The sequence below is a fragment of the Sphingopyxis sp. BE235 genome, assembly GCF_031457175.1.
Classification (GTDB): domain Bacteria; phylum Pseudomonadota; class Alphaproteobacteria; order Sphingomonadales; family Sphingomonadaceae; genus Sphingopyxis.
This window is the reverse complement of sequence record NZ_JAVDWC010000001.1, coordinates 873,051-887,969: the sequence shown is the minus strand read 5'-3', so window position 1 is coordinate 887,969 and position 14,919 is coordinate 873,051. Positions and strand designations below refer to the sequence as shown.

The 14,919-nt window shown below is 65.8% G+C and carries 14 protein-coding genes and 1 tRNA gene; 9 read left to right on the top strand and 6 right to left on the bottom strand.

The genetic code is table 11. The features are described from left to right. Positions 1 to 125 precede the first annotated feature (125 nt). The 3 genes from J2X38_RS04310 (at position 126) to J2X38_RS04300 (ending at position 4,397) form a co-directional block, all read left to right on the top strand. Positions 126 to 3,170 carry a TonB-dependent receptor domain-containing protein gene (locus J2X38_RS04310; protein WP_310251657.1) on the top strand — a complete coding sequence of 1,015 codons (3,045 nt, stop codon included), beginning with the start codon at positions 126 to 128 and terminating at the stop codon, positions 3,168 to 3,170. A gap of 242 nt (positions 3,171 to 3,412) precedes the next feature. Then, the gene (locus tag J2X38_RS04305; protein WP_310251655.1) at positions 3,413 to 3,874 is read left to right on the top strand and encodes a MaoC family dehydratase; all 462 of its coding nucleotides are present in this window, start codon (positions 3,413 to 3,415) and stop codon (positions 3,872 to 3,874) included. A gap of 241 nt (positions 3,875 to 4,115) precedes the next feature. Beyond that, on the top strand, positions 4,116 to 4,397 hold the full coding sequence (locus J2X38_RS04300) for a DUF1153 domain-containing protein (RefSeq protein ID WP_269433268.1): 282 nt from the start codon (positions 4,116 to 4,118) through the stop codon (positions 4,395 to 4,397). 135 nt (positions 4,398 to 4,532) lie between these two features. Here J2X38_RS04300 and J2X38_RS04295 read toward each other — a convergent pair whose 3' ends face one another. The 4 genes from J2X38_RS04295 to J2X38_RS04280 all read right to left on the bottom strand — a co-directional run bounded on the left by J2X38_RS04295 (position 4,533) and on the right by J2X38_RS04280 (position 7,104). Then, the gene (locus tag J2X38_RS04295; protein ID WP_310251652.1) at positions 4,533 to 4,889 is read right to left on the bottom strand and encodes a hypothetical protein; all 357 of its coding nucleotides are present in this window, start codon (positions 4,887 to 4,889) and stop codon (positions 4,533 to 4,535) included. A 28-nt stretch (positions 4,890 to 4,917) separates the two neighbouring features. Further along, positions 4,918 to 5,478, bottom strand: a complete 561-nt coding sequence (locus tag J2X38_RS04290) for a hypothetical protein (RefSeq protein WP_310251650.1) — start codon at positions 5,476 to 5,478, stop codon at positions 4,918 to 4,920. A 409-nt stretch (positions 5,479 to 5,887) separates the two neighbouring features. Then, positions 5,888 to 5,962, bottom strand: a tRNA-Gln gene (locus tag J2X38_RS04285). A gap of 56 nt (positions 5,963 to 6,018) precedes the next feature. Next, complete coding sequence (locus tag J2X38_RS04280) at positions 6,019 to 7,104, bottom strand: branched-chain amino acid aminotransferase (protein WP_058536835.1); 1,086 nt, start codon at positions 7,102 to 7,104, stop codon at positions 6,019 to 6,021. A 77-nt stretch (positions 7,105 to 7,181) separates the two neighbouring features. Here J2X38_RS04280 and J2X38_RS04275 point away from each other — a divergent pair, with 77 nt between their 5' ends. Continuing rightward, a complete protein-coding gene (locus J2X38_RS04275) occupies positions 7,182 to 7,694 on the top strand; it encodes a MarR family winged helix-turn-helix transcriptional regulator (protein ID WP_058536836.1) in 513 nt (170 codons plus the stop codon). Between the two features lie 153 nt (positions 7,695 to 7,847). Here the strand turns inward: J2X38_RS04275 and proC are convergent, their stop codons facing one another. Then, positions 7,848 to 8,678 (bottom strand): pyrroline-5-carboxylate reductase, encoded by an 831-nt coding sequence (proC, locus tag J2X38_RS04270; protein ID WP_310251647.1) that lies wholly within the window; start codon positions 8,676 to 8,678, stop codon positions 7,848 to 7,850. Positions 8,679 to 8,697: 19 nt separating this feature from the next. After that, entirely contained in the window at positions 8,698 to 10,395 is a 1,698-nt protein-coding gene (locus tag J2X38_RS04265) for an alkaline phosphatase family protein (protein WP_310251645.1), read from the bottom strand. An 83-nt stretch (positions 10,396 to 10,478) separates the two neighbouring features. Here J2X38_RS04265 and J2X38_RS04260 point away from each other — a divergent pair, with 83 nt between their 5' ends. The 5 genes from J2X38_RS04260 to J2X38_RS04240 all read left to right on the top strand — a co-directional run bounded on the left by J2X38_RS04260 (position 10,479) and on the right by J2X38_RS04240 (position 14,919). Then, entirely contained in the window at positions 10,479 to 12,542 is a 2,064-nt protein-coding gene (locus J2X38_RS04260) for a protein-disulfide reductase DsbD family protein (protein WP_405053426.1), read from the top strand. Then, positions 12,542 to 13,282, top strand: a complete 741-nt coding sequence (locus tag J2X38_RS04255; protein WP_310251641.1) for a TlyA family RNA methyltransferase — start codon at positions 12,542 to 12,544, stop codon at positions 13,280 to 13,282. The genes J2X38_RS04260 and J2X38_RS04255 overlap by 1 nt, the downstream gene beginning before the upstream one ends. A 60-nt stretch (positions 13,283 to 13,342) precedes the next feature. After that, a complete protein-coding gene (locus J2X38_RS04250) occupies positions 13,343 to 13,894 on the top strand; it encodes a TspO/MBR family protein (RefSeq protein WP_248456909.1) in 552 nt (183 codons plus the stop codon). Positions 13,895 to 13,929: 35 nt separating this feature from the next. Then, positions 13,930 to 14,283, top strand: coding sequence for an accessory factor UbiK family protein (locus tag J2X38_RS04245; RefSeq protein WP_310251637.1), 354 nt, complete (start codon positions 13,930 to 13,932; stop codon positions 14,281 to 14,283). A 129-nt stretch (positions 14,284 to 14,412) separates the two neighbouring features. Continuing rightward, positions 14,413 to 14,919 (top strand): YbjN domain-containing protein, encoded by a 507-nt coding sequence (locus J2X38_RS04240; protein ID WP_058536841.1) that lies wholly within the window; start codon positions 14,413 to 14,415, stop codon positions 14,917 to 14,919.

Sequence of the window (14,919 nt, the reverse complement as noted above, 5' to 3'; positions counted from 1 at the left end):
AGAAGGCGGGCCAAGCATCCGCCAAATGGTCAGGTGGGACAAATAGGGCAGCCAGCCCGGCACCGCGCCGGGGCACGCCTCGGGCGGCGTGCGGCTCGGCTCTGGGTAAAAAGGGGACTGCTGATATGCGTAATTTTGAACATATTCGTCGACCGCTCGGCTGCAAGGGCCGCCTCGGCGTGGCTATGACCGCCATCGCGCTGGTCCATAGCGCCCCGGCGTTGGCGCAGGAGGCGACCGCCGCCCCGGACAGCGTCGAAGCGGCGCCCGTTGAACAGATCGTCGTCACCGGCTCGCGCGTCACGCGCGACGGCTTCGAGGCGCCGACGCCGGTAATGGTGCTGACGCAGGAAGATATCCAGAACAGCTCGCCGACCAACAACATCGCGGACTTCGTCAACCAGATGCCGGCGCTCGCGGCATCGATCCGTCCGTCGAACTCGCGCCTTGAGCTCAGTAACGGCATCGCCGGCATCAATGCGCTCAACCTGCGCAGCCTGGGCACCGTACGTACGCTCGTGCTGATCGACGGGCGGCGGTCCGTGGGTTCGACCGCCAGCGGCGTGGTCGACATCAACACGATCCCACAGTCACTGGTGGAACGCGTCGAAGTGGTCACGGGCGGTGCCTCGGCCGCCTATGGCTCCGACGCGGTTGCGGGGGTGACCAACTTCATCCTGAACAAAGACTTCAGCGGGCTGAAGCTATCCGGCGATGTCGGCGTGACCGATGAGGGCGACGGCTTCAACTATTCGGCGAGCATTGCCGCCGGCTTGAAGTTCGCCGATGGCCGTGGCCGCCTGATCGTGGCGGGCGAGATCGCCCACTCGGACGGCATCTTCCAAGTCGATCGCGACTGGAACCACACCGGCTTCGTGCGGATCCAGAACCCGGCCTGGACCGCCAACAGCACCGTGCCCCGGTATCTGCTCCGGACCCAGGTCGGCGCGGCGAACTCGACGCCGGGCGGGCTCATCACGGGCAGCACCATCCCGAACCCCACCGGTGGCCCCCCTGCCACCGTGGCATCTTCACGGCTGTGCGGGACCTATTTCGGCGGGGGTGGGTCGCTCAACCAGTACCAGTACGGCGCCTTGACCTTTCCTTCGCCCGCCTGCTCGTCCACCCCGTCTTTGACGCAAGGCGGCGACTGGCAGGTCAATGATTCGGGCCGCCGCATCGGCCTCAGCCCGGAAGAAGACCGCTATGGCCTCTTCGGCCGGCTGAGCTTCGAGGTCAGCGACGGGGTCACGCTTTTCGCCGAGGCCTCGTACAATCGGCAGGAAACCCTGTTCAACGCGGGTCCGAACCTGATGACCGGCCTTAGCTTGGACGCGAGAGGCTGCGGCACGGCGGCGACCGCGGCGGCCGCCCCGACGACGTGCAACGCATTCCTCTATAATGCGCTCGGACCGACAGCGCTGGCGGGCCTGACCAGCGCCACGCTGGCGACGACCGCCGTCGACTTGCCCGGCCGCGGCTCGAACAACGAGCGCAAGGTGCAGCGCTATTTGATCGGCGCCGAGGGTGATTTCGAGGCTTTCGGAAAACCGGCGGGCTGGGACGTCTATGCCCAGTACGGCCGCGCCGAGTTGCACGAGCAACTGACCAATATCCAGCAAACGGTGCGGAGAAACAACGCGCTCGCCGCCGTGTTCGCGCCGGCCGGCAACCCGCGCGGTCTTCCGGTCGGTTCGATCCAGTGCCTGATCAACGTCAACGCCAGCGCGGCGGACGACGATCCCAACTGCCGCCCGCTCAACCTGCTGGGCATCGGCGTCGCCGATCCGGCGGCGGTCGATTATGTCCTCGGCGATCCGTTCCGCGATCAGACGCTCGAACAGACCGTGGTTGGCGCCAACCTGTCGCTCACGCCTTTCGCGACCTGGGCGGGCGACGTCAGCATCGCGGTCGGCGCCGAGTATCGCAAGGAGGAGATCGACGGGTCCGTGCCCGCCGAGTTCCAACCCGTCTTCAACCCAGCCACCGGCGCATCGACCAGCAATTGGTCGGTCGGCAACTACCGCCCCAGCAAGGGCAGCTACGACGTCAAGGAGGCCTACCTCGAAACGGTCGTGCCGTTGGGCTTTGGACTCGAGTTCAACGGGGCGGTGCGCGCCACCGATTATTCGACCTCGGGCTATGTCACGACATGGAAGCTGGGTGCGACCTGGCAGCCCATCGACGACATTCGACTGCGCGCCACGCGTTCGCGCGACATTCGCGCGCCCAATCTTAACGAGCTGTTCCAGGCGGGTACCGCCAACACCTCCACCGTCACCAACCCGTTCTTCCCGGGAGTGGGGCCGGGGACCGGCACTTATGGCTCCAGCCTCTCCTACCTGGGCACGATCACGGGCAATCTGGATCTGAGACCGGAGAAGGCGGATTCGTGGAACGTCGGCGCGGTGTTCTCGCCCCGCTTCATTCCGGGTTTCAGCGTGTCGGCCGACTATTTTGACATCAAGGTGAAACAAGCGATCGACAGCCTCAGCGCGGACGACATCGTCAACCGCTGTTTCGAGGGGCTGGCGGACTTCTGCGCGGCGATCACGCCCGACCCAGCCAATCCCTCGCGCGTCCTGATCAGCCGCCAGCCGGTCAATTTCTCCAGCCTCGTCATGCGCGGCGTCGATCTGGAAGCGTCGTATCGGATGCCCCTCGCCGGGGGCAATTTCACCCTGCGCGGCCTGGCGACGCGCTATATCGACAATATCGTCACAACAGGGGTGCCCGGCTTCGTGCCGCTCAACTCCGTCGGGACGCTGGGTGTCGGCACCGGCACGCAATCGATCACCCCGAAGTGGATCTACCGCTTCACCGCGTCCTACGACACCGACGATTTCTCGCTGACCGCGACGGCGCGAGGCGTGAGCGACGGCAGGTACGATGCCACCGGCATCGAGTGTGGGACCAGCTGCCCGATCTCGACCAACCAGTTCCCGACCTACGAGGACAACAGCATCGACGGCGCGACTTACGTCGACCTCAACGCGACGTTCAAGTTCGACGCGATGGCCAAGGGCGACGCCGAATTCTTCGTCAACGTCACCAATGTGTTCGACGCCGACCCGATCCTGCTACCCGAAACCGGCCTCGCCGCGAACAGCACCTATTCGGACCTGCTTGGCCGCAGCTTCCGTGTGGGCGTGCGCTTCAAGATGAAGTGACACGGGACGAACGAAAGAAAAAGGGAGGGCACCGGTGGCCCTCCCTTTTTTTGTTGAGCGGTCCAGGGTGTCGCTCGGGTTGAACGAAAATCGACCGTCCGACAACGGAAAAGGCAGGCGTGGCACACGCCCGGGTCTGTGTGATTGAGGCGGGCCCCAGCATGGACTATAGGCGGCCGCGAAACTCTCACGGCCGGTGTCCCGCTGCGGGTCCCAACCGCCCCGGGAACAACGGAGCCCCCATGTCGAAATCGCTTTTCCTGGATGATTTGCAGGTCGGCCAGCAATGGCATGGCGGCCCGATCGAAATGACCGAGGCAGATATCATCCGCTTCGCGAGCGAATATGATCCCCAGCCGATGCACATCGACAACGCGGCGGCCGCGAGCGGGCGCTTTGGCGGCATTATTGCCAGCGGCTGGCACGTCGCCTCGGTCGTGATGCGCGATTTTGTCGAAGCCGCCCCGTTCGGGAGCACGCCGCTTCTTGGCCTCAAAATCGACGATCTGACGTGGCGCGTACCCGTGCGGCCCGGCGATGTGCTTCGCATCACGCGCGAGGTCGTCGACATCGCGCATTCCAAAAGCAAGCCGGACCGGGGGGTGCTGACCATGCGAATGACCGTTACCAACCAGGAGGGCGCGGTCGTGATGGCGTTCACCAACCTCATCCAAATGCCAACCCGGCCCGTCATCGATAGCTAGGCTCCTTCAGCAGCACCCGGCCGATAGATGTCTGTCGGCGAGCGGAGACGCTGAGGCAGTTCGAGCCTGCGCGACACCGCCGAGGATGGTCGCGGCAAGCACGACAAGGCCCGTCCGCCTCAGCGGCGACGAACGGTTCACCGCATCGCGCGCCTTCGGGCAAGTTTTTGTTAACCCCCTTCCTGCAGATGTCGGGCGGGGGGCACAAAGCGGCACAGGCCGCGCGAATGGAGAGTTCGCAGTGCTCGAATATGAAACAAGGCCGGCATCGGTCATGGGGCCGCTGGGCCGGCTCACTCTCGACGATCTGCCGTCCTCGTCCACGGCGCACTGGGTCAGCCGCCGCAAGGCCGAAGTGCTGGCCGCGATCGATGGCGGATTGCTCAGCCAGAGCGAGGCCTGTGCGCGATACCGGCTGAGCGTCGAGGAACTTGCCGGCTGGCGGCGGTCGATCGATCGCGCGGGCATCCCCGGCCTTCGTATCACCAGAACGCAGGAATATCGTAATCGGTTGGGCAGATGATCAATCGATGCCGGGCGTCCCCACACGCACGGCAACGGCGGGGCGGCGCGAGCAGACTGGTCCCTCTCGCGCCGCCCTTTCCAAATGCTCTGCTTCGCCGCCTCTGGGCACCGATGGCCCGCGATTAGTCACCGATCATATCGGCGAATGCTGGTGAAACACCAGCTTCCAACCATCGGGGCGCCGCACATAGGCTGAGCTGACGAGCGCCGCATAGGGTTCGCCATCGGCGCGCGTCACATCCGCCCGGTAGCTGATGATCGCAAAATCTTCGTCATTATCCAGAAGTTGACGATCCCCCATCGTGAGGTCACGCCAGCGGCTGGCGTTGGTCGCCGTCGCCGCGACCTCTTCGCGCGAATGCACGCCATGCATTTCTCCCGCCTGCGGAAAGGCGAGCAGGCACTGGCGGTCGACATGCTTCAGGAAATGATCTTTGCCGTCGAGCCAGAATCCTCGCTCGATGTCATAAAGCTCCTTTTCGAGCGCCATCTCACTCTCCCTTCAAGCGCGCGCGGGATCAACCGCCCTTCTTCTGCGCCCGCGCAGCCCGGACGCCCGCGAGAAACTGCTTTTCATTGACCTTCATCGCCAATCCTCTCGCCGAGAGGAAGAATGCGGCGCGCGGCATGGTGATATTGCCTTCGCTGGTCGCCAGCACCGCGCCCTGGGACGCCATCGCCGTAACCTTGCCGAGCACAGCGGCACCGTCGGCGCTCCGCACTTCGGCGCCCGGTTTCAAGGCTCCGTCAACCGCCGCCGCATCGGCCTCGGCCTGCCTCAGAACGGCGACGATCTTCTCCTTCGGGGCTTTCAGCGCCGGGCCCTTCGCGCTCTTCACAAAGGCATTCTTCGGAACCACCAGCCCGTTGCCGTCAATCGACACGGCCACCCTGTCTCCTGACACTTTGGCGATCTGGCCAACCTCTTCGCCATTCTGGTCATAAACCTTGGCACCCACGACCAGCGAAGCGGCCGGTGCCGGCGCTGGCGCTGGCGCCTGCGCCTGCGCGGCGGGGCCAGCGAGCGGTATCGCGCTCGCAAGGAATAATGCGGCGATCGGGCCGAAGGATTTGTGCATGAAGCGCTCCTGTCGAACAAATATGCCCGCCCGTGCCGCATCGCACGACCGCGTGCCAAATGCGATGTTGCCCGGCCGTGCTACGGACGCGGCGAGCCGACGTCCCTCGCCAATCGGCGAAGACATCGGTCGGCCCGAAAGGGAGCCGGTTACCGGCGGCTACTGCGGGACGGGCGTCGGGCTGCCAGAACCCGTCGCCGGCCTATATGGCGCTCTCGGCGCGCGCCGCGGATCACGCCGCCAAGCTGCTGAGGGAAGGCGCGATCTAACGGCGCGGCGGTGGAAAGGCGGGAGTTCGTCATGCCTTCGGGCGCCAACCGATTGGCCCGCACCTGGCGGACTGTCGTCGTGACAGACTCCGCTTTGCACCGGAATTCCATGTTTTTCAGCCAAATCTCGAAGATTCGACTGGCTGGGGCGGCAGGATTCGAACCTGCGAATGGCGGCATCAAAAGCCGCTGCCTTACCACTTGGCGACGCCCCAACAGGCCGGTGCGAGCGCGTCTATAGCGCCTCTCGGCCGCTTGGCAAGCTAGCCAGTCAGAGCCGGGTAACCCAGCCATGCGGATCGGCGGCGCGGCCGCGTTGGATGTCGACTAGCTTGTCCTTGAGCTTCGTTGTCACTTGTCCCGGGCCGCCGGCGCCGATGGTGAAGCTTGAATTGCCGCGCGTCACTTTGCCCACCGGGGTCACCACGGCGGCGGTGCCGCAGGCGAAGCTTTCGGTCAGCTTGCCGCTTTCCGCATCGGCCTGCCACTGGTCGATCGCATAGGGTTCCTCGCGCACCGTCAGCCCGGCGTCGCGCGCCAGCGTGATGATCGTTTCGCGCGTGATGCCGGGAAGGATCGTGCCGGTCAGCGGCGGGGTGACGATGCTGCCGTCGTCGAAGACGAAGAACATGTTCATGCCGCCCAGTTCCTCGATCCAGCGACGCTCGGCGGCGTCGAGGAAGACGACCTGATCGTGCCCCTTGGCGATCGCCTCGCGCTGCGCGACGAGGCTGGAGGCGTAATTGCCGCCGCATTTGGCGGCGCCGGTGCCGCCGGGCGCGGCGCGGGTGTAATCCTCCGACACCCAGAGCGAGATCGCGGGGGCGCCCGACTTGAAATAATTGCCCACCGGCGAGGTGATGACGAGGAACTGATATTCGGCCGCGGGTTTCACGCCGAGGAACACTTCGCTCGCGAACATGAAGGGACGGAGGTACAGCGCGCCGCCGTCGACCTGCGGGAACCAGTGCGCGTCGGCGGCGACGGCTTCCTTGACCGCGGCGATGAACAGTTCCTCGGGCAGTTCGGCCATCGCCATGCGGCGCGCGCTGGCGTTGAAGCGCGCGGCATTGGCCTCGACGCGGAACAGCGCCATCGAGCCGTCGTCGAGGCGGTACGCCTTCAGCCCTTCGAAGATTTCCTGCGCATAATGGAGCACCGCGGTCGCGGGATCGAGCGACAGCGGGCCGCGCGGCATAACCTGCGCATCGTGCCAGCCCTGTCCCTCGGTATAACGGATCGACACCATATGATCGGTGAAGACGCGCCCGAATGCCGGATCGGCGATCGCCGCCGCCCGTACATCGTCCGCGATCAGATTGGGGTGCGGCAGATGGGTGAAGGCGGGAGCGGACATGCGAAAACACCTGTGTTTGCTGGTTTGTGGAGCGGGCCTCTTGCCAAAGACCGGCGGCGCGCGCAACGGTAGCGACTATGCCGGATGAGAATTTTCTTTCACAAGTACCCGCCGCCTCTGCTCTTTTCTTGCGCGAAGACGAAGTGCGCCGCGGCATCGAATTCCTCTTTTTCGCGCACGCCTCGCTGTGGCGCGCGATCGATGCGCGGCTCGCCGAAAAGGAGCTCGGGCGCGCGCATTACCGCGCGCTCTATTTCATCGCGCGGCAACCGGGGCTGACGATTTCGGACCTGCTCGCCTTGCTCGGCATCACCAAACAGTCGCTCGGCCGCGTGGTGAAGGAGCTGGAGGCGCGCGAATATCTGACGACGCGCCCGGGCAATCGCGACCGGCGGCAAAAGGAGCTGCGCCTGACCGATACCGGCCGAGCGGTCGAGACGGTAATCTTTGGCATGCTGCGCGACACGATGAGCCGCGCCTATACCCATGCGGGGCAGCAGGCGGTGACGGGGTTCTGGCAGGTCAGCGAGGCGCTTGTCCCCGCCCGCGAACGCCGTCGGATCGCGATGCTGGGGAAAGATACGGGCTAGCTAAACCCAATTCCGTTCGCATCGAGCCCTTCGACTGCCTTGGCAGGCGCTCAGGATAAACTTCGGCCGCTGGCCCAAGTCGAGATGCCCATCGGTTGGGCGCTACACTGAGGGGTGTCTCGACTTCGCTCGACACGAGCGGGTTATGAAGGGTCAGCCCTCACCGCGCGCAATATCCGCAAGTTCGCGCCCGCGATCGCGCGCCGCGCGCAGCACGTTGGTGAGCAGCGCGGCAAGCTGGCCGTCGCTGTCGAGCACGTCGAGCCCCGCCTGCGTCGTGCCGCCCTTGCTCGCGACCTGCGCGATCAGCACGCCCGGCTTTTCGCCGCTGTCGGCAAGGAGCGCGGTCGCGCCGCCGAACGTCGCGGTCGCGAGCGCCAGCGCGTCTTCGGCGGACAGGCCGAGGCGTTCGCCCGCGGCCGCATAGGATTCGATCAGGCGAAAGACGAAAGCGGGGCCGCTGCCAGTGAAGGCGGTGACAAGATCCATCGTCGAATCGTCGGCAAGCCGCACCGTCTGGCCCAATGTGTCGAGCAATGCGTCGATCGCCGCATCGTCGGCGTCGCCCAGCGTCGCGACCGCCGACACCCCGGCGCCGATGCGCGCGGCGAGGTTCGGCAGGATGCGAACCTGCGCGCCTGCGTGGGGGAAGCGTGCGGCCAGATCGGCGAGTGACACGCCGGCGAGGATCGAGAGCAGATGAACCTTGCCGGTCGCAAGCGGCGCCAGCACATCGGCGACGTCGCCCAGCTGCTGCGGCTTCATGCCAAGCATGATCCAGTCGGCGCTGCCGCCCGCGGCCTGCCATTCATCGAGCGACGCGTGCTGGACGATGCCCGCGCGCGGCGCCGCATAGGGGTCGACGATCGCGACCAGCGCCGGGTCGAGACCCGCCGCCAGCCAGCGATCGAGCATTGCGCCCGCCATATTGCCGCAGCCGACGAACAGGAATCGGCCGGAGAAATTCCGCAATGCTTTGGTCATAGGTCCTACTTTTCTGTCCTTATCGACAGCTGCTCTCGGGCCCCGACAACAGGTCGAGACAGCGTCCGTCGATCTTGTTCGCGTCCACGGCCAGGCCCATCAGCGAGGCGAGTGTCGGCATGATATCCACCGTCATCACGGCGTTGGGCTGTTCGAAACCGGCCAGCCCCTTGCGCCAGAAGAGGATCGGCACGCGGCGGTCATAATCCCACACCGACCCGTGCGTCGCGACATAGCCGATGCCCGATTCGGGGATCGGCGTGACCCGCGGCTTCAGCGCGATGATGAAATCGCCCGAACGCTGCGGATTATACGAGGCGCGCAGCTTATCCATCAGGGTCCAGGTGTCAGGGGCGCGTTTTGAAATCGAATGCGCCTCGAGTTCTTCGCGCGTCACCACCGCCTCGATCTGCGGATGCGCGCGGAGGCGCGGAAGCAGTTCGGCGAGCACGGCCTTGCGCTGCGCGGCGGTCAGCGTCTTCGCCAGATAATAGTCACCGCCATCGCCATAGAGCAGGGGCTGCGGCAGGCCGAGCTTTTCGGCGACCGCCTTGCCCATTGCTTCGGGGTCGAGCGCCTTGTCGACGCGCTGCGCGTCGGGCCAGGCGTTCTGGCGGTTGCGTTCGGGCAGGTCGTGGCCGCCATGGTCGGCGGTCAGCGCGACGACATAATCGATCCCCGTCGCATCGAGCCGCGCAAAGAAATCGCCGAGCTCGCGGTCGAGCCCCGCCATCTGGATGCACATTTCGCTGCCTTCGGTGCCGGTGCTGTGGCCGACATAGTCGGTCGCTGCCAGCCCGACGATCAAGAGGTCGGTGCCGCTACCCTCACCCATCTTGCGCACCTGGCGCAGCGCGGCGGCGGTCGCGAGTACCGCGCCATCGGCCTCGGGCGACGCCATGAAACGGCGGAAGTCGCCGGCGTCGCGCGCCATGCGGCCGGTGCCGACCGAGCCGCCCTTTTCGAGCGGGATCGCGATGTCGTGCACGGTGCAATCGGCGGGAAGCGTCAGCGCGGGGCGCGGCTGGTTAATCGCGGCGGCGATCGCGGTGCCCGCCTGCTGCGCCGCCGGCGACAAGGTCGTGCCGCGATAGCTGGTGAGCCCGGTGGGCGCGAGCCACATCAGTTCGTCGGCCTGCCGGCCGCCCATCATGATCGCCGAGCGATCCTTGCCCGATACCGAGACGACCTGCGCCTTCGGGTCGCGCGCCTTCATCAGATCGCCGAGCGTTGGCACGAGCAGATGGTTCACCGACGGCGCATATGCGCCGCTTTTCGATGTCGTCCCGGCGACCGTTTCGTCCTCGGCGCAATAGACGCGCTTGTCTTCGCGCGCGACCGACAGGTCGAAATAATTATTGGCGACGATCCCCGTGTGCGCCGGATGATTACCGGTCAGGATCGTCGAATGGCCGGGGCAGGTTTCGGTCGCGCCGTGCGCCTGATAGCCCGACGGGAAGACGATGCCCGACGCGAGCCGCGCGAGGCCGCCAGTGAAACGCCCCCGATATTCGGCGAACAAATCGGCTGAAAACTGATCGACCGCGATCATCACGACGAGCTTCGGCGCCGGGGTCGTGGCGGTAATTTTCTGTACCGGCGGCGCCGAATTCTGCGCGAGACCGGTTCCGGCGGCGGCAACACAAAGCGCGGTAGCGATGGCAGTGGACAGATATTTCAGCTTCACGGACGGCTTCTCCAAATGATGGCGGGGCATCGCCCCAAAAAGCGCGGGCTGTCCTCTCGTCGAAAGCCGCCTATATGGCAAGCCTTCGAACGATGAACGGGCGCGGGCAGAGCATGAATTTGACAAGTGAGGCTTTTGTGACACGCGCATGGCGAACCGTGCTGGCTTTGTTGGCGCTGTCGTTCATCACCATGAGCCCTGCGCACGCGCAATCGACGCATATCCAGCCAAAACTGGTCGCCGAGTCGGCGGCGCCCGCCCCCGGCAGCAGCACGACACTTGCGCTGACGATGGCGCCCGAGCCGACCTGGCACGGCTATTGGGCGAATGGTGGCGACGCGGGTTTCGGCCTGTCGGTCGAATGGAACGCGCCCGAGGGGGTGACGATCGCGCCCTTTCGCTATCCGGTGCCCGATGCGCTGATCCTCTTTGGCATGATGAACCATGTCTATGAGCATCCCTATGCGCTGCTGGCGGAGGTGCAGGTCGACAAAAGCGTCGCGCCGGGGACCGACCTGACGCTATCGGGGGTCGCGAACTGGCTCGCCTGCACCGACAAGGTGTGCGTGCCCGAAAAAGCGGTGATTTCGGTCGCGCTGAAGGCAGGTGACGGCAAGATCGCGCCCGCAGAGCGCACCCGCTTCGACGGCTGGCGCGCGCTGCTGCCGCAGCCGCTCGACCGCCACGGCACTTGGGAACGCAAGGGCGAGATGGTGCGCTTTGCCATCCCCCTACCCGCGAGCACCGCGATCGACGCGCCGCACCTGTTCGTCGAGACGCAGGATGTCGTCAACTATGCCGCACCGCAACGCTTCAGCCGCAATGGCGACCACATCGTCGTCGAAACGCGCTTCAAGGGCGAAAAAGCAGGGCCGGTTTCGGCGCTGCTGAAACTCGGCGGCGGGCGCGGACTGTCGTTGACGCTCGACCCCGGCGCGGTCCCCGCGGCCGGCAAGGCGATCGCCGGGAAAGCCGGCGGCATCGATATGGGACTGTTCTGGACCGCGCTCGGCGGGGCTATCTTGGGCGGGCTGATCCTCAACCTGATGCCGTGCGTCTTCCCGATCTTGAGCCTCAAGGCATTGAGCCTTGCTCGCTCGGGCGGCGATGCGCGGTCGGCGAAGATCGAGGCGCTCGCCTACACTGCCGGTGCCATCGTCACCGCACTGCTGCTCGGCGGCGTGCTGCTCGCGCTGCGCGCGGCGGGCGAGCAGGTTGGCTGGGCGTTCCAGTTGCAACATCCTGTGAGCGTGCTCGCGCTGCTGATCCTTGCACTGGCGATCACGCTCAATCTGCTCGGCGCCTATGAACTGCCGTCATTCGGTGGCGGACAGGCGCTTGTCGACAAGGGCGGTGCGGCGGGCGGCTTCTGGACCGGCGCGCTCGCGGCCTTTGTTGCAACGCCGTGCAGCGGCCCGCTGCTCGGGGCGGCGCTCGGCGCGACGCTGGTGCTGCCAGCGTGGGCAGCACTGCCGATCTTCGGCGGCTTGGGGTTGGGCCTCGCCCTGCCCTTCCTCGCAATCGGATTTGTGCCCGCACTGCGCAACCGGCTGCCGAAGCCGGGACCGTGGATGGACCGTTTCCGCAAATGGATGGCGCTGCCGATGGGGCTCACCACGCTCGCGCTGGCATGGCTGCTGTGGCGGCAACTCGGCGGCGGCGAACAGCTCATATGGCCGATCCTCGCGGTCGCCATGGCGCTTGTCCTGCTCACGCATTACGGCGCAATCCAGCGCGGGGACCGGCGGTCGTGGTTGCTCTACGCCTCGGGGCTGCTCTTGCTTGTCAGCCTCGCGGGCACGGTGACCGAAGTCGCCGAGGCCGAACGCACTGCCGACGGCGCCGGATCGACCTTCTCTGCAGATGCGCTCGCCAAGGCGCGCGCCACCGGCAAACCGGTCTTCGTCTATTTCACCGCCGACTGGTGCCTGTCGTGCAAAGCGAACGAGGCCGGGGCGATCAATCGCGAGGCGGTGCAGGAGGCGTTCGACAAGGCGGGTGTCGTGACGCTCGTCGGCGACTGGACCAACGGCGATCCCGTCATCACGCGCACCCTCGCCGAGCATGGCCGCAACAGCGTGCCGCTCTACCTCTGGTATGCGACGGGCGCCGCGAAACCCGAAATCCTGCCGCAGATCCTGACCCCGGGCCTGCTCACCGACAAGGTTGGCGGCTGATGGCGAAGCAGCGCGCCGATCAGTTGCTCGTCGACCGCGGCCTCGCCGAAAGCCGGACGCGCGCGCAGGCGCTGATCCTTGCGGGGCTCGCCTTCGTCGGCGACCGCAAGATCGACAAGGCGGGGCAGCAGGTTGCCGAGGATGCAGAGATCAGCGTCAAGGGCCGCGACCATCCGTGGGTGTCGCGCGGCGGGATCAAGCTCGACCATGCGCTGACCCATCTTGACTGGGACGTGACCGGCGCGGTCGCGATCGACGTCGGATCGTCGACCGGCGGGTTTACCGATGTGCTGCTGAGCCGCGGCGCGGCGCGCGTCTATGCGGTGGATTCGGGCACCAACCAGCTCGCGTGGAAGCTGCGGCAGGACGAACGCGTCATCGTCCACGAACAGACGAGCGCGCGCATATTGACGCCCACGCACATTCCAGAGCCCATCGACCTGATCGTGTGTGATGCGAGCTTCATCGCGCTGTCGAAAGTGCTTCCCGTGCCGATGTCCTTCGCGAAAGACGGCGCGCGGATGGTCGCACTGATCAAGCCGCAGTTCGAGGCCGAGCGACATGAGGTGGGCAAGAAAGGCGTCGTTCGCGACGCCGCGGTGCATGCGCGCGTTTGCGCCGACGTGCAGGGCTGGCTGACCGGCGAAGGCTGGGACGTTATCGACCTTGTCGAGAGCCCGATCACCGGCCCCGAAGGCAATGTGGAATTTCTGATCGCTGCGGTGAAGCGAGCCGCTTGACGCTGCGCCGCACAATCGCGACACCATGCAACGGATTCGCGTGTGGGGGATAATGCGGACATGACCGAAATCGCAACGCCGGGGCAGCTTCGCATGTCCTATCTGCGCTGGGCGCTCGTCACGGTTCCGGCGATCGTGCTTGCGGGGAGCCTGTCGGGCCTCTTGTCGAACAGCGGTTATGGCAATCGCTGGTTCGCGTCGCTCGACCTGCCGCCGATCACGCCGCCGGGCTGGGTGTTCGGCACCGTCTGGCCGCTCCTCTATATCTGCCTCGGCCTGTCGCTCGCGATGATCCTCCACGCCCGCGGCGCGAAGGGGCGCGGTTTTGCGCTGCTGCTCTTCTTCGTCCAGCTGATCGCCAATTTCGCCTGGTCGCCTTTGTTCTTCGGGCAGCATCAGGTGACGACCGCGCTCTATGTGATCATCTTCATCCTGATGGTGACGGTCGCGACCGCCTTTGCCTTTGCGCCGATCCGCAAGGCCGCGGCGTGGCTGCTCGTGCCCTATATGGTCTGGCTCAGCTTTGCCGCGATCCTCAATTTCCAGATCGATCAGCGCAATCCCGATGCCGAAACCCTTGTCCCCGCCGCCGCCAGCACCCAAATAGGGTGACGGCAAGGGGTATCTCCCCGACGAAGGAAGTTAAGATGCAGAGCGAAAACCGCTTTTTCGACGATCTCGCCAAGATGGTGAACGGCATTGCCGGAACCGTTGCCGGTGCCGGCCGCGAAGCCGAGTCCGCGATGCGCGACCGCGCCAAGGAATGGGTTGGCCGCATGGATTTCGTTAGCCGCGAGGAATTCGAGGCGGTGAAGAAAATGGCCGCGACCGCGCGCGCCGAAGCCGAAGCGCTGAAAGCGCGCCTCGATAGGCTCGAAGGCGTGGCGAAGCCCGCGGCGACGCCCAAGGCGGCTGCGAAACCTGCCGCTGCGAAGCCGGCCGCGAAACCCGCTGCTGCGAAACCGGCAACCAAAGCCGCGGCAAAGCCGAAGGCCAAGTAATGCGTCGCCCCTGCGAAGGCAGGGGCCGCTGGCAACCTTGCGCAATGCCGATAGCGGCCCCTGCCTTCGCAGGGGCGACGAATATTCGCGGACTCGCCACGATGCGCGAGAGCCGCTAAAGGCGCGCGCATGAGTGACGATATTTACGACGACGATGACGGCCAGGATGCGGCACCGATGGAGATGCTGGCGTCCTATTTCGCCGCGCACGACTGGCCGCACGAGATGGTCGGCGAGGACGAGATCGTCGCGACCGCGCAGGGCAGCTGGACGACCTATGAGCTGCGCGCGGTGTGGCGCGCCGACGACGGCGTCATCCAGCTCCTCGCCTTTCCCGACATCCGCGTCGTCGAGGACAAGCGCGCCGCCGCGCACGAGGCGCTCGCGCTGATCAACGAGCAATTGTGGCTCGGTCATTTCGAGCTGTGGTCGAACAGCGGCACAATCCTGTTCCGCCACGGCATGCTGCTCGGCGCCGACGCATCGCTGCCGCTCGACCTCACCGAAACGCTGATCGAAAGCGCGATCGACGAGTGCGAGCGCTTTTACCCGGTGTTCCAGTTCGTGCTGTGGGGTGGCAAGTCGCCGGCCGAGGCGCTCGCCGCGTCGCTCATCGAAACGCGCGGCGAAGCCTAA